1 protein-coding gene is annotated in these 16,244 nt (G+C 76.8%); it reads right to left on the bottom strand.

From position 1 onward, the window contains the following. Positions 1–41: 41 nt before the first annotated feature. A complete protein-coding gene (locus AMIR_RS41790; protein ID WP_015801508.1) occupies positions 42–16,244 on the bottom strand; it encodes a type I polyketide synthase in 16,203 nt (5,400 codons plus the stop codon).

The raw sequence follows: 16,244 nt of genomic DNA, 5'->3' as shown, positions 1-16,244 counted from the left end.
GAGGAGGGGGCGCGCGGACCAGCGCGCGCCCCCGGTCCCGCCTACAGCTCGCGCGACCAGTCGCGGACCGCGTCGGCGGTGGCCGCGACGGTCGACTCCATCATGGTGAAGTGGTCGCCCGGCACCTCCACGAGCCGGTGCGGCGCCTCCCACACCGCCCGCCAGGTGCCGTCGCCCTCCTCGCCGGTCAGCGACTCCTGCGGGCGGACGAACAGCACCGGCGCGGCCAGCTCCGCCACCGGGCAGCCGGGCAGCAGCTCCGAGTAGCGGCCCATGGCCGAGAGCCTGGCGCTGCCGAACTCGCCGAACTCCGACTCCCGCGCCAGCAGCGAGTTCATCATGGCCCCGAAGAACGTGGCCGACGTGTCGCCGGTGGTCGGGTAGGTGTCCAGCAGGGCGACACCCGCGGGGCCGTGGCCGTCCCGCTCCAGCAGCGCCGCCGTGGCCTGCGCGAACAGGCCGCCGGAGGAGTAGCCGATCAGCACGTACGGGCGGCCCGCCTCGGCGATCGGGCGGATCACCCCGGCGAAGTGCTCGGCCGCCGCGGCGGCGGTCGCGGGCAGCGCCTCGCCGCGCTGGAAGCCGGGCGTGGGCAGGACGAGCACGTCCCGCTCGTCCCGGAACCGGGCGGCGAAGCGGGCGTACTGCTGCGGCCCGCCCAGCGCCATCGGCGAGGCGAAGCACACGATCGTGGGCCCGCCGTCACCGCTGGTCAGGCGCACCGGCGGCTGCGCCGGTCCGGCCTCCTCGGCGGTGCTGAACGAGTCGCGGACGTGCGCCGCCGCGCTGATCAGGGCGAGGCCCTGGGCGACCCGGCCCGCGTCGACGGCCTGCCGGAACAGGGCGCTGAGCGTGTCGTCGCCCGGCTCGGCGCGGGTCGGCGCGGCCTGGGCCGCACCCGCGGGCGCCGAGGCCAGCTCGACCCGCAGGTGCGCGGCGAGCTGGGCGGGCGTGCCGTGGTCGAACACCACCGAGGTGGGCAGCCGCAGGCCCGTCGCGGTGCCGACGGCGTTGCGCAGCTCCACGGCGGTCAGCGAGTCCAGGCCCAGCTCCACGAACGCCCGGTCCGGCTCGACCGAGTCGGCGCCGTCGTAGCCGAGCACCGAGGCCGCCGAGGCGCGCACCAGCAGCCGCAGCCGCTCGTCCTGGCCCTCGTCGTCCAGCCCGGCGAGCGCCCTGCGCAGGGCCTCCGGGTCGGCGCCGGCCTGGCCGCCGCCGGTGGTTCCCGCGCGGCGGGTGGGCAGCAGGCCGGCGAGGATCGGCGGCACCTGGCCGGGCGCGGCGTCCCTCAGGTCGAACCGGACCGGCGCGACCACGGGCGTGGGCAGCGCGCACGCCGCGTCGAACAGGGCCAGGCCCTCGGGCTCGGCCAGCGGCAGCACGCCGCCGCGCGCCATGCGGCCCCGGCCGGAGTCGCCGAGCGCGCCCGTCATGGCGCTGTCGGCGGCCCACAGGCCCCAGGCCAGGGACTGGGCGGGCAGGCCCGCCGCCCTGCGGTGCGCGGCGAGCGCGTCCAGGAAGGCGTTGGCCGCCGCGTAGTTGGCCTGCCCCGCGCCGCCGAGCAGGCCGGAGGCGGAGGAGAACAGCACGAACGCGGTCAGGTCGGCGGCCAGCCCGGTGGTCAGCTCGTGCAGGTTGAGCGCCGCGTCGACCTTGGGGCGCAGCACCGCGTCGACCCGCTCGGGGGTGAGCGAGGCCAGGACGCCGTCGTCGAGGACACCGGCGGTGTGCACGACGGCGGTGACCGGGTGGGCGGCCAGCAGCGCGGCCAGCGCGTCCCGGTCGGCGGCGTCGCAGGCGATCACGTCGACCCGCGCGCCGAGACCGGTCAGCTCCTCGGCCAGCTCGGCCGCGCCGGGCGCGGCCGGTCCGCGCCTGCTGGCCAGCACCAGCCGCCGCACGCCGTGCGCGTCGACCAGGTGCCTGGCGACCAGCGCGCCGAGCGCCCCGGTGCCGCCGGTGACCAGCACGGTGCTGTCGGCGTCGAACGAGCCGCTGGGCTCGCCGACCGCGACCGCCCGCGCCAGCCGCGCGGCCCGCAGCTCGCCGCCGCGCGCCACCAGCTGCGGCTCGCCGGACGCGAGCGCCTTCGGCAGCGCGCGCGCCGACTCGTCCTCGCCGTCCAGGTCGACCAGGACGATCCGGTCGGGGTTCTCGGACTGGGCGGAGCGGGTCAGGCCCCACACGGCCGCGTTGACCGGGTCGGAGCCGTCCTGCGCGCCCCCGGTGAGCACCAGCAGCCGGGACGCCGCGTGGCGGGGCTCGGCCAGCCACGCCTGGAGGGTGGCGAGCGCGCGGTGGGTGGCGGCCCGGACGGCGGCGGCGTCGAGCGGGCCGCCGGGCGCGAACTGGACCACGACCACGTCGGGCGCGGCCGTGTCGTCGGTGGCGTGGCCGAGGGCGGCCAGGTCGGTGTGCGCCTCCACCTCGCAGCCCTGCGCCTTGAGGGCCGCGCCGACGCGCAGGTCGTCGCCGCCGAGCAGGGCCCAGCGGCCGGTGACCGGCTCGGCGGTGACCCGCGCGGGGGTCCAGTCCAGGTGGTGCAGGGCGTCGGTGCGCGGCGCGGTCCGGCCGGTGAAGGGGCGCAGCGCCAGCGAGCGCACCGACAGCACCGGGGACCCGGTGTCGTCGGCCAGCTCCAGCGCGGCCTCGTCGCGCCCGAGCAGGGTGACCCTGGCCCGCAGCGCGCCCGCGCCCTCGGCGTGCTGGGCGACGCCGGAGAAGGTGAACGGGAGCGCGGTGGGCGCGTCGGCGCCGCGCAGCAGGCCGATGGCCTGGACGGCGGCGTCGAACGCGGCCGGGTGCAGCCCGAACCCGCGGGCGTCGGCGGCGGCGGCTCCGGGCAGGGCGATCTCGGCGAACAGCTCGTCGCCGGACCGCCAGGCGCGGCGCAGGCCCTGGAACACCGGGCCGTACGCGAGCCCGGCCTCGGCCATCTCCGGGTACAGGCCGTCCAGCTCCAGCTCGGTGGCGCCGGGCGGCGGCCACTCGGTGAGCGGGACGCCCGCGTCCGGCCCGTCCGGGGTCAGGACGCCCTCGGCGTGCGTGGTCCACGGGTCGTCGTCGGCCGCGCCCTGCTCCCGGCCGTGGACGGTGACCGAGCGGTTTCCGCTCGCGTCCGGGGCGGTGACGCCGACCTGCACGCTGACCCCGTCGTCCTCGGGCAGCACCAGCGGCGCGTGCAGGGTCAGCTCGGCCAGCGAGCCGCAGCCGACCTGCTTCCCCGCCTGGAGGGCGAGTTCGACCAGTCCGGTGCCGGGCACCAGGACCGCGCCGCCGACGGCGTGGTCCACCAGCCACGGGTGGGCGTGCCGGGAGAGCAGGCCGGTGGCGAGCAGGCCGCCGGTGCCGGGGAGGGTGGTGGTGGCGGCCAGCAGCGGGTGCGCGGTGGCGCGCAGGCCGGTGGAGGTGACGTCGCCGCCCTCGGTGGAGCCGTCCATCCAGTAGCGCCTGCGCTGGAACGCGTAGGTGGGCAGGTCGACGCGGCCCGCGCGGCGACCGGCGTAGAACGTGGTCCAGTCCGCGGGCGCGCCGGTGACGTGCAGCCTGGCCAGGGCGGTGGCGGCGGTGGTGGCCTCGTCGTGGCCCTTGCGCTGGGCGGGGACGAGGGTGGCGGTGGTGCGGTCGGCGGCGAGGCCGGTGAGCACCCCGTCCGGGCCGATCTCGACGAACCTGGTGGCACCGGCCGACTCCAGCGCGCCGAAGGCGTCGTCGAAGCGGACGGCCTGGCGCACGTGCCGCACCCAGTAGTCGGCGGTGACGAGGTCGTCGCCGGTGGCGGGCGCGCCGGTCACGGTGGACACGACGGTGATGACGGGCTCGTGGTAGGCGATCTTGTCGGCGACCTCGCGGAACTGGGCGAGCATCGGCTCCATGAGCGGCGAGTGGAAGGCGTGCGAGACGCGCAACCGCTTGGTGCGGCGGCCTTCCAGGGCGGCGGCGACCCTGGCCACCGCGTCCTCGGCTCCGGAGACGACCACCGAGGTGGGGCCGTTGACGGCGGCCAGGCCGACCCGCTCGTCCAGCAGGGGCAGGACCTCCGCCTCGCTGGCCTCGACGGCGAGCATCGCGCCACCGGCCGGGAGCGCCTGCATGAGCTTGCCGCGCGCGGCGACCAGCTTGCACGCGTCCACCAGCGAGAGGACGCCCGCGACGTGCGCGGCGGCGATCTCGCCGATGGAGTGCCCGGCCAGGAAGTCCGGCCGCACGCCCCAGGACTCGAGGAGCCGGTGCAGCGCGACCTCGAACGCGAAGATGGCGGGCTGGCCGTACCCGGTGCGGTCCAGCAGCTCCTGGTCGTCGCCGAGGACGACCTGGTCGAGCGGCCGGTCGAGCAGCGGGTCGAAGTGGCCGCAGATGACCTCGAACGTCTCGCGGAACACCGGGAACGCCTCGCGGAGTCCGCGTCCCATGCCGATCCGCTGCGCGCCCTGCCCGGTGAACAGGAACGCGAGCTTGCCGGTGGTGGCGCGGCCCTTGGCGGTGGTCGGGGTCGGCGCGTCCTCCAGCAGGGCGCGCAGCCCGGCCAGGAGCTCGGCGCGGTCGCCGCCGACGACGGCGGCCCGGTGCTCCAGCGCGGCCCTGCGGGTCGCGGCGGCCAGCGCCACCTCCACGTCGTCGTGCGGCGCGCCGTCCACGAACGCCAGCAGGCGCTCGGTCTGCTCGCGCAGCGCCTCGGCGGACTTCGCCGACACCACCAGGGCGACCGGGGCCGCGCTCTGGTCGGCGCTCTGGGTGGCGGGCGGCTCGGGGGTCTGCTCGGCGGGCTCGGGGGCCTGCTCCACGATGACGTGCGCGTTGGTGCCGCTGATGCCGAACGACGAGACGCCCGCGCGGCGCGGACGCCCGGTCTCGGGCCAGCTGCGGGCCTCGGTCAGCAGCTCGACCGCGCCCTCGCCCCACTCGACCTTCGCCGAGGGCTCGTCCACGTGCAGCGTCTTCGGGATGGCGCCGTGCCGCATGGCCATGACCATCTTGATGATGCCCGCGACGCCCGCGGCGGCCTGGCTGTGGCCGATGTTGGACTTGATCGAGCCGAGCAGCAGCGGCTCGGGCCGGTCCTGGCCGTAGGTGGCGATGAGGGCCTGCGCCTCGATCGGGTCGCCGAGCGAGGTGCCGGTGCCGTGCGCCTCCACGGTGTCCACCTCGGACGGTCGCAGCCCGGCGCTCGCCAGCGCGGCGCGGATGACCCGCTGCTGCGACGGCCCGTTGGGCGCGGTGAGCCCGTTGGACGCGCCGTCCTGGTTGACCGCCGTGCCGCGCACGACCGCGAGCACCTGGTGCCCGTTGCGGCGCGCGTCGGAGAGCCGCTCCACGACCAGCGCGCCGACGCCCTCGGACCAGCCGGTGCCGTCCGCGCCGGAGGCGAAGGACTTGCAGCGGCCGTCGGGGGCGAGGCCGTTCTGGCGGGAGAACTCCACGAACGTCTCGGGCGTGGACATGACGGTGACGCCGCCGACGACCGCGAGCGAGCACTCCCCCGACCGCAGGGCCTGCGCGGCCAGGTGCAGCGCGACCAGCGACGAGGAGCACGCGGTGTCGACGCTGACGGCCGGGCCTTCGAGGCCGAAGGTGTAGGAGATGCGGCCGGTGACGACGCTGCCCGCGTTGTGGCCGGTCAGGTAGTCGTGGTACATGACGCCGGCGAACACGCCGGTGGGGCTGCCCTTGAGGGTGGCCGGGTCGATGCCCGCCCGCTCGAACGCCTCCCAGGAGGTCTCCAGCAGCAGGCGCTGCTGCGGGTCGATCAGCACGGCCTCGCGGGGGCTGATGCCGAAGAACTCGGCGTCGAACTGGGCCGCGTCGTGCAGGAAGCCGCCCTGCGCCACGTAGGTGGTGTCGGGTCGGGTGCGCGTCGGGTCGTGCAGCCTGCGCACGTCCCAGCCCCGGTCGGTCGGGAACGGGCCGATCGCGTCGACGCCGCCGTCGACCAGCGCCCACAGGTCCTCGGGCGAGCGGACGCCGCCGGGGTAGCGGCAGGCCATGCCGACGATGACGACCGGGTCGTCGCCGGTGGTGGCGCGGACCGGTGCGGTGGTGCGCTCGGCGGGCGCGCTGCCCGCCAGCTCGGCCAGGACGTGCTGGGCGAGCACGCGCGGCGACGGGTGGTCGAACACCAGGGTGGTGGGCAGCCGCAGGCCGGTGGCGGCGGAGACCGCGTTGCGGAACTCGACGGCGGTCAGCGAGTCGAAGCCCAGCTCCTGGAAGGCCCGGTCGGGGTCGACGGCGGTGGCGGAGGCGTGGCCGAGGACGGCGGCGGCCTGCGCGACGACGACGTCGAGCACGGCTTCGAGCGCCTGCTCCGCGCCCAGGCCCGCGACCCGCTCGGCCAGCTCGCCGGTGGGCGCGGCGCCCGCGGCGGCGGTGCGGCGGGTCGGGCCGGCCAGCGCGCGCCACAGCGGGGCGAGCGCCTCCCCCTGGTTGCGCAGCCCGGCGGGCTCGACGCGGACCGGGGCGACGAGGGCGCGCCCGGAGGCGAGCGCGGCGTCGAACAGGGCGACGCCGTCCTCCTCGGACAGCGCGAGGACGCCGCCGCGCGCCATGCGGGCGATGGCCTCGGCGTCGAGGCCGCCGGTCATGGAGCTGCCGTCCAGGTCCCACAGGCCCCAGGCGATCGAGGTGGCGGGCAGGCCCGCGCTCCTGCGGTGCTGGGCGAGGGCGTCCAGGTAGGCGTTGGCCGCGGCGTAGTTGCCCTGGCCCGGCGCGCCGAGCACGCCGGAGAGCGAGGAGAACACGACGAACGCGGACAGGTCACCGGTCAGCTCGTGCAGGTTCCAGGCGGCGTCGGCCTTGGGGCGCAGCACGGTGTCCAGGCGCTCGGGGGTGAGCGCGGTGACGACGCCGTCGTCGAGCACGCCGGCGGCGTGCACGACGGCCGACACCTCGACGCCGTCCAGGACCGCGGCGAGCGCGTCCCGGTCGGCGGCGTCGCACGCCTTGAGCGCCACGCGGGCGCCCGCCGACTCCAGCTCCGCGACGAACTCGGCGGCGCCCTCGGCGGCCAGGCCCCGGCGGCTGAGCAGGACCAGGTCCCGCACGCCGCGCACGGCCACCAGGTGCCGCGAGATGACCTTGCCGAGCGCGCCGAGCGCGCCGGTCACCACGACCGCGCCGGAGCCGAAACCGGGGTCCTCGGCGTCGGCGGGCGGGGTGGCGCGGACGAACCGGGGGTAGTGGCCGATCCCGTCGCGGAACACCACCTGCGGCTCGCCGGAGGCCAGCGCCAGCGGCAGGGCCCGCTCCAGGTCGGTCCAGTCGTCCAGGTCCACCAGCAGGAACAGGTCGGGGTTCTCGGCCTGCGCGGTGCGCACCAGGCCCCACACCGCCGCGCCCGCCAGGTCGGGGGCGGCCTCGCCGCGCACCGACACCGCGCCCTCGGTCACCACGACCAGGTGCGAGGCGGCGAACCGGTTCTCCGACAGCCAGGTCTGGAGCACCGCGAGCACCCGGTGCACCTCGGTGCGCGCCGAGTCGGGGTCGGCGGAGCCCGCGATGGGCAGCACCACGACACCGGGCGCCTCGGCGCCCACCTCGCCCCACGCGGTCCAGGTCACCGGGTCGGCGCTGCCCTGGTCCAGGGCGGTCCAGCCGACCTCCAGCAGCGAGCCCCGGCCGGTGGTGGCCCGCGCGCCGTCGCGGGCCTGGCGCAGCGCCAGCGCGTCGACGGTGAGCACGGGCGCGCCGGTCGGGTCGGCGACGGCGAGCGCGACGGCGTTGCCGGTGGGCGTGACGCGCACCCGCACCGACGACGCGCCGGTGGCGTGCACGCTCACCCCGGTCCAGGCGAACGGGAGGGTGGCGGGGCGGTCCTCGCCGCCGGTGAGGGCGATGGCGTGCAGGGCGGCGTCGAGCAGCGCCGGGTGCACCTCGTAGCCGGAGGCGTCGACCTCCTCGGGCAGGGCGACCTCGGCGAACACCTCGTCACCGCGCCGCCAGGCCGCGCGCAGGCCCCGGAACGCCGGGCCGTACTCCAGCCCGGCGGACGCCAAACCGTCGTGCAGGCCGTCGAGGTCGACCACCTCGGCTCCCGAGGGCGGCCACTCGGCGAGCGCGACGCCCGCGGGCGCGGCGGGGGCCAGCACGCCGGTGGCGTGGCGGGTCCACGGGTCGCCGGGGGTGGCGTCGTCGCGCGAGTGCACGGCGATCGTCCGGCGGCCGGTCCCGTCCGGCGCGTCCAGGGTGACCTGCACCTGGAGCGCGGCGTCGCCCGGCAGCGCGAGCGGCGCGGCGAGCGCCAGCTCCTCCACCGAGCCGCAGCCCACGGCCGCGCCCGCCCTGGTGGCGAGTTCGAGGAAACCGGTGCCGGGGAACAGGACCGCGCCGCTGACGCGGTGGTCGGCCAGCCACGGGTGGGTGCGGGTGGAGAGCCTGCCGGTGAGCACGACCGTGCCGGACCCGGCGACGGTCATGGCCGCGCCGAGCAGCGGGTGGTCGGTGGCGTCCATGCCCGCGCCGACCGGGTCGCCGACGACGGCCGGGTCGTCCATCCAGAACCGCTCGTGCTGGAAGGCGTAGGTGGGCAGGGCGACGCGGCGCGCGCCACGCCCGGCGAAGAACGCGGCCCAGTCGACGGGAACGCCGTGCGCGTGCACCTGGGCGAGCGCGGTGACCAGGGCGGTGGTCTCGGCGCGGTCGCGGCGCTGGGCGGGCACGAGCGCGGCCCGCTCGGCGGTGGCCTGGGCCAGGCCGGTGAGCACGCCGTCCGGGCCGACCTCCAGGAACCGGGTGGCGCCGCGCGCGGTCAGCTCCCGGACGCCGTCGGCGAACCGGACGGCCTGGCGCACGTGCCGCACCCAGTAGTCGGCGGTGACCAGGTCCTCGCCGGTGGCGAGCGCGCCGGTGACGGTGGAGACGACGGCGGTCCTGGGGACGTGGAAGGCGATCGTGGCGGCGACCTCGCGGAACTGGGCGAGCATCGGCTCCATGAGCGGCGAGTGGAAGGCGTGCGAGACGCGCAACCGCTTGGTGCGGCGGCCTTCCAGCTTGGCGGCGACGGCGTCGACCGCGTCCTGCGCGCCGGAGAGCACCACGGCGGTCGGGCCGTTGACGGCGGCGAGGCCGACCCGCTCGTCCAGCAGGGGGAGGACTTCCTCCTCCGCGGCCTCGACGGCGAGCATCGCGCCACCGGACGGGAGGGCCTGCATCAACCGGCCGCGCGCGGCGACCAGCTTGCAGGCGTCCTCGAGGGAGAACACCCCGGCCACGTGCGCGGCGGCGATCTCGCCGATGGAGTGCCCGGCCAGGAAGTCCGGCTTGACGCCCCACGACTCCAGCAGCCGGAACAGCGCCACCTCGAACGCGAAGATCGCGGGCTGGCTGTACCCCGTGCGGTCCAACGACTCCTGGTCGTCGCCGAGGACGATCTCGGCGAGCGGACGGTCGAGCTCGCGGTCGAACAGCGCGCAGGCCGCGTCGAAGGACTCGGCGAACACCGGGAACGCCGCGCGCAGCTCGCGGCCCATGCCGGTCCGCTGCGAGCCCTGCCCGGTGAACAGGAACGCCAGCGCGCCGTGCGCGGCGGTCCCCCGCACGAGCGCGGGCGAGGTGTCGCCGTCGACCAGGGCGCGCAGCCCGGCGAGCAGCTCCTCGCGGGTCTCGCCCACGACCACCGCCCGGTGGTCCATGCCCGAGCCGGGGCGCACGACGGCCAGCGAGTGGGCCAGGTCGAGCGGCAGGGCCCCCTGCTCCACCAGCGGGATCAGCCGCGCGGCCTGGTCGGGCAGCGCGCTCGTGGCGCGGGCCGACAGCAGCCACGGCAGCGGCGCGGCGGACCGCACCGGGACGGCCGTCGCGGCGGGTGCGGCGAGGTCCGGGGCCTGCTCGACGATGACGTGCGCGTTGGTGCCGCTGATGCCGAACGAGGAGATGCCCGCCCGGCGCGGGCGCCCGGTCTCGGGCCAGGCCAGCGCGTCGGTGAGCAGCTCGACCGCGCCCGCGCTCCAGTCCACGTGCGTGGACGGCTCGTCCACGTGCAGGGTCTTGGGGATCACCCCGTGGCGCATCCCCATGACGACCTTGATGATGCCCGCGACGCCCGCGGCGGCCTGGGTGTGGCCGAGGTTCGACTTGATCGAGCCGAGCCGCAGCGGCTCGTCCCGGTCCTGGCCGTAGGTCGCCAGGAGCGCCTGCGCCTCGATGGGGTCGCCGAGGGTCGTGCCGGTGCCGTGCGCCTCCACGGTGTCCACATCGGACGGTCGCAGGCCCGCGTTGGCGAGCGCCTGCCGGATGACGCGCTGCTGCGACGGGCCGTTCGGGGCGGTGAGGCCGTTGGACGCGCCGTCCTGGTTGACCGCCGTGCCGCGCACGACGGCCAGGACCTCGTGCCCGTTGCGGCGGGCGTCCGAGAGCCGCTCCAGCACCAGCACGCCGACGCCCTCGGACCAGCCGGTGCCGTCGGCGGCGTCCGCGAACGGCTTGCAGCGCCCGTCGGGGGCCAGTCCGCGCTGGCGGGAGAACTCCACGAACATCTCCGGCGTCGCCATGACGGCCACGCCGCCCGCGAGCGCCAGCGAGCACTCCCCCGACCGCAGCGCCTGCGCCGCCAGGTGCAGCGCGACCAGCGAGGACGAGCACGCGGTGTCCACGCTGACCGAGGGGCCTTCGAGGCCGAAGGTGTAGGAGACGCGGCCGGTGACGACCGCGCCGGAGCTGTGGCCGGTGACGTAGTCGTGGTACATGACCCCGGCGAACACGCCGGTCGAGCTGCCCTTGAGCGAGGCCGGGTCGATGCCCGCCCGCTCGAACGCCTCCCACGAGGTCTCCAGCAGCAGGCGCTGCTGCGGGTCCATGATCACGGCCTCGCGCGGGCTGACGCCGAAGAAGCCGGGGTCGAACAGGGCCGCGTCGTCCAGGAACCCGCCCTGGGCCACGTAGGTGGTGTCGGGCCGGGTCGAGTGCGGGTCGTGCAGCTTGGCGACGTTCCAGCCCCGGTCGGCCGGGAACGGGCCGATCGCGTCGCGGCCGTCGAGCAGCAGCTCCCACAGGTCCTCGGGCGAGCGCACCCCGCCGGGGTAGCGGCAGGCCATGGAGACGATGACGATCGGGTCGTCGTCGGCCCGCCTGGTGGCCACGACCTCGGCCTGACCGGCGGCGCCGGACAGCTCGGCGAGCAGCAGCTCGACCAGGGCCAGCGGGGTCGGGTGGTCGAAGACCAGCGTGGCGGGCAGCCTCAGGCCGGTCTCGGCGCCGAGGCTGTTGCGCAGCTCGACGGCGGTGAGCGAGTCGAAGCCGAGGTCCTGGAAGGCGCGGGCCGGGTCGACCGCCTCGGGCGAGCCGTGGCCCAGGACCGAGGCGACCCTGGTGCGCACGAGGGTCAGGACGGCGGCGCGGCGCTCCTCGTCGGTCAGGCCGGACAGGCGGCGGGCCAGCTCCGAGCCGGTGGCGGCCGAGGCGGACCCGGCGCGCCTGGCGCGGCGGCGGACCAGGCCGTCGAAGGCGAGCGGGGCGTCGTCGCCGAGGGCGCGCAGGGCCCGCAGGTCGAGCCGGGCGGCGACGACGGCGGGCGCGGCGGCGGAGGTGGCGGCGTCGAGCAGGGCCATGCCCTCCTCGGCCGACAGCGGCAGGACGCCGTTGCGGGACATGCGGGCCAGGTCGCCGGCGTCGAGCGCGCCGGTCATGGCGCTCTCGACGTCCCACAGGCCCCAGGCGATCGCGGTGGCGGCCTGGCCGTTGCCCCGGCGGTGCTGGGCGAGGGCGTCCAGGTAGGCGTTGGCCGCGGCGTAGCTGGCCTGTCCGGGCGCGCCGAGCACACCCGACAGGGACGAGAAGACGACGAACGCGGACAGGTCGGAGGTCAGCTCGTGCAGGTTCCAGGCGGCGTCGACCTTGGGGCGCAGCACGGCGTCCACGCGGGTCCCGTCCAGCGCGGTCACCACGCCGTCGGCCACGACACCGGCCAGGTGCACGACGGCCGAGACCTCGACGCCGGTCAGGGCCTCGGCGAGCGCGTCCCGGTTGGCGGCGTCGCACGCCTTGAGCGCCACGCGGGCGCCCGCGGACTCCAGCTCGGCGACGAACTCGGCCGCGCCCTCGGCGTTCGGGCCGCTGCGGCTGAGCAGGACCAGGTCCCGCACGCCGTGCGCGGCCACCAGGTGGCGGGAGACGATCCGGCCGATGGCGCCGGTCGCGCCGGTCACCACGACCGCGCCCGCGCCGAACCCGGCCTGCTCCGCAGAGTCGGGCCCGGCAGAGTCGGGCCCGGCGGCGTCGGGCCCGGCGGCCAGGCGGGCGGCGGACAGCGCGTCGCCGCGCCAGATCAGCTGCGGCTCACCGGAGGCCAGCGCGAGCGGCAGCGCCCGCGCCAGGTCGGCGGTGGGCACGTCGAGCAGCACGAACCGGTCCGGGTTCTCGGCCTGCGCCGACCGCACCAGGCCCCACACGGCCGCGGCGGCCAGGTCGGCGACCGCGTCGCCGACCGCGCCCTCGGTGACCACGGCCAGCCGCGCGGCGGCGAACCGGTCCTCCGACAGCCAGGTCTGGAGCACGGCGAGCGCGCGGTGCACCTCGGCGCGCGCGGACTCGGGTTCGGCGCCGCCGGACACCGGCAGCACCACCACGGGCGGCACGTCCTCGCCGAGCGCGTCCCAGGTGGTCCACTCCACCGCGTCGGCGTCGGCGGTCGCCACGGGCTTCCAGCCCAGCACGCGCAGCGGCGAGCGCCCGGCGGCGGCCGGGGTCGCGGCGGTGGTGGCGCGCAGCACCAGCGAGTCCACGGTCAGCACCGGCGCGCCGGTCGGGTCGGCGGCCAGCACCTCCACCCCGCCGAGCGCGGCCGGGGCGAGGCGCACGCGCAGGCCGGACGCGCCGGTGGCGTGCACGGTCGCGCCGGTCCAGGCGAACGGCAGGCCCCGGTGCTCCTCCAGCGCGCCCAGGCCGAGGGCCTGCAGCGCGGCGTCCAGCAGCGCCGGGTGCACGCCGAACCTCTCCGCGCCGTCCGGCTCGGGCAGCTCGACCTGCGCGAACAGCTCGTCACCGCGCTTCCAGGCCGCGCGCAGGCCCCGGAACGCGGGCCCGTAGTCCATGCCGCCCTCGGCCAGCCGCTCGTGCAGGCCGTCCAGCTCGATCGCCTCGGCGTCCGGGGGCGGCCACTGGGTCAGCTCGAAGTCGGCCCTGCGGCGGAACTGGGACAGCAGACCGGTCGCGTGCGGGACCCACGGGGCGTCGGCGTCGCCGTCGTCGGCGCGCGAGTGCACCTCGAACGCGCGGGCGCCGGTGTCGTCGGGCGCGCCGACCGCGATCTGCACGCGGACCGCGCCGCGCTCGGGCAGCACCAGCGGCGCGGCGAGCGCCAGCTCCGCGACGGAGCCGCAGCCCAGGTCCTCGCCGACGCGGGCGGCCAGTTCGAGGAAACCGGTGCCGGGGAACAGGATCGCGCCCGCGATGACGTGGTCGGCGAGCCACGGGTGGGTGCGGGTGGAGAGCCTGCCGGTGAACACCGCTCCCCCGGACCCGGCCAGGGTGGTGGCCGCGCCGAGCAGCGGGTGGTCGGTGGAGTCCAGGCCCGCGGCGGTCACGTCGCCGGTCGCGGCGGCGGTCTCGATCCAGAACCGCTCGCTCTGGAACGCGTAGGTGGGCAGGTCGACGCGGTGCGTGGCGCGGCCGGAGAAGACCGCCGACCAGTCGACGGGCACGCCGACGACGTGGGCCTGCGCGAGCGCGGTGACCAGCGCGGTGGTGTCGGGGCGGTCGCGGCGCTGGGTGGCGATGAGCGCGGACTGCTCGGCGGTGGCCTGGGCCATGCCGGTGAGCACGCCGTCCGGGCCGACCTCCAGGAAGCGGGAGACGCCCTGGGCGCGCAGGAAGGCGACGCCGTCGGCGAAGCGCACGGCCTGGCGGGCGTGCCGGACCCAGTAGTCGGGGGTGGTCAGGTCCGCGCCGGTGGCAAGCGCGCCGGTGACCGTGGAGACGACGGCGGTGGTGGGCGCGTGGAAGGTGAGGGAGGCCGCGACGGCGCGGAACTCCTCCAGCATCGGCTCCATGAGCGGCGAGTGGAAGGCGTGCGAGACGCGCAAGCGCTTGGCGCGTCTGCCTTCCAGCTTGGCGGCGACGGCGTCGACCGCGTCCTCGGCCCCCGAGACGACGACGGAGGTGGGGCCGTTGACGGCGGCGACGCTGACCCGCTCGTCCAGCAGGGGGAGGACTTCCCCCTCCGTCGCTTCGACGGCGAGCATCGCGCCACCGGTCGGCAGCGCCTGCATCAACCGGCCGCGCGCGGCGACCAGCCTGCACGCGTCCTCCAGCGAGAACACCCCGGCCACGTGCGCGGCGGCGATCTCGCCGATGGAGTGCCCGGCCAGGAAGTCCGGCTTCACGCCCCAGGACTCCAGCAGCCGGAACAGCGCCACCTCGAACGCGAACAGCGCGGGCTGGCTGTACCCGGTGCGGTCCAACGACTCCTGGTCGTCGCCGAGGACGACCTCGGCGAGCGGACGGTCGAGCAGCGGGTCGAGCAGCGCGCACGTGGCGTCGAAGGACTCGCGGAAGGCCGGGAACGCCTCGCGCAGCCCGCGCCCCATGCCGATCCGCTGGGAGCCCTGGCCGGTGAACAGGAACGCGGTGCGGCCCGCGTCCACGGCGCCGCGCACGGCGTTCGCGGACAGCTCCCGCAGCCGGGCGGCGGTGTCGGCGCCGTCGCCGTCGCCGTCCACCAGCAGCACGGCGCGGTGCTCCATGGCGGAGCGGGTGGTGGCCAGCGCCGCCGCCACGTCCACGGCGGCGGTCGTCGGGTCCAGCCCGTCGGCCAGGCGCGCGGCCTGCGCGTCGAGCGCGGCGGCGGTGCGGGCCGACAGCAGCCACGGCACCGGCGTCCCCTCGGGCCAGCCTGCCCCCGGCTCGGGGGTCTGCGCGGGGTCGGCCTGCTCGACGATGATGTGCCCGTTGGTGCCGCTGACGCCGAACGAGGAGACGGCGGCGCGGCGCGGGCGGTCCAGGGCGGGCCACGGCTTGGACTCGCCCAGCAGCTCGATGTGCCCGGCCGACCAGTCCACGTGGCTGGAGGGCGTGCCGAGGTTCAACGTCTTGGGCAGCACGCCGTGGCGCACCGCCATGACGGCCTTGATGATGCCGCTGACGGCCGCCGCCGCCTGCGCGTGGCCGATGTTGGACTTGATCGAGCCCACCCACAGCGGGTGCTCGGCGGTGCGCTCGCGGCCGTAGGTCGCCAGCAGCGCCTGCGCCTCGATGGGGTCGCCGAGGGTGGTGCCGGTGCCGTGCGCCTCCACCAGGTCGACCTCGGTGGAGGACAGGCCCGCGTTGGCCAGCGCCTGCAGGATCACCCGCTGCTGCGCGGGCCCGTTGGGGGCGGTGAGGCCGTTGGAGGCGCCGTCCTGGTTGAGGGCGGAGCCGCGCACGACCGCGAGGACCTCGTGGCCGTTGCGGCGCGCGTCGGAGAGCCGCTCCAGCAGCAGCACGCCGACGCCCTCGCCCCAGCCGGTGCCGTCCGCCTCGTCGGAGAACGGCTTGCAGCGCCCGTCGGGGGCGAGACCGCGCTGGCGGGAGAACGCGACGAACGCGCCCGGCGTGGACATGACCGTGACGCCGCCCGCGAGCGCGAGCGAGCACTCGCGCTCGCGCAGCGCCTGCGCGGCCAGGTGGATCGCGACCAGCGCCGAGGAGCAGGCCGTGTTGACGGTGAGCGACGGGCCCTCGAGGCCCATGGCGTAGGAGACCCGGCCGGAGATCACCGCGGAGGTGCTGCCGGTGCTCATGTACGCCTCGACCTCGTCGGGCAGGTCGGTGAGCCGGTCCCAGTAGTCCTGCCCGCCGCAGCCGAGGTAGACGCCGACCTGCTTGCCGCGCAACGAGTCCGGGTCGATCCCGGCCCGCTCCACGGTCTCCCACGAGGTCTCCAGGACGATCCGCTGCTGCGGGTCCATGGCGAGCGCCTCGCGCGGGGAGATGCCGAAGAAGCCCGCGTCGAAGTCGGTGGCGTCGTGGACGAACCCGCCCTCGCGGACGTAGCTGGAGCCCGGCCGCTCCGGGTCGGGGTCGATCAGAGCCTCGGTGTCCCACCCCCGGTCCTCGGGGAACGGGGTGATCGCGTCCACCCCGTCGGCGACGAGGTTCCACAGGTCCTCGGGCGAGCGCACCCCGCCGGGGAAGCGGCAGCCCATGGCCACGATGGCGATCGGCTCCTGGTCCTCGGACTCGGCCTCGCGCAGGCGCTGGCGCGTCTGGTGGAGGTCTGCGGTCACCTTCTTCAGGTAGCCCAGGAGCTTCTCTTCGTTCGCCATCGTGGTCCTCACCAA

Origin of the sequence: Actinosynnema mirum DSM 43827 (genome assembly GCF_000023245.1) — a bacterium.
GTDB classification, from domain to species: domain Bacteria; phylum Actinomycetota; class Actinomycetes; order Mycobacteriales; family Pseudonocardiaceae; genus Actinosynnema; species Actinosynnema mirum.
The sequence above is the reverse complement of the archived record's forward strand: the minus strand, read 5'-3'. Positions and strand labels throughout refer to the sequence as shown.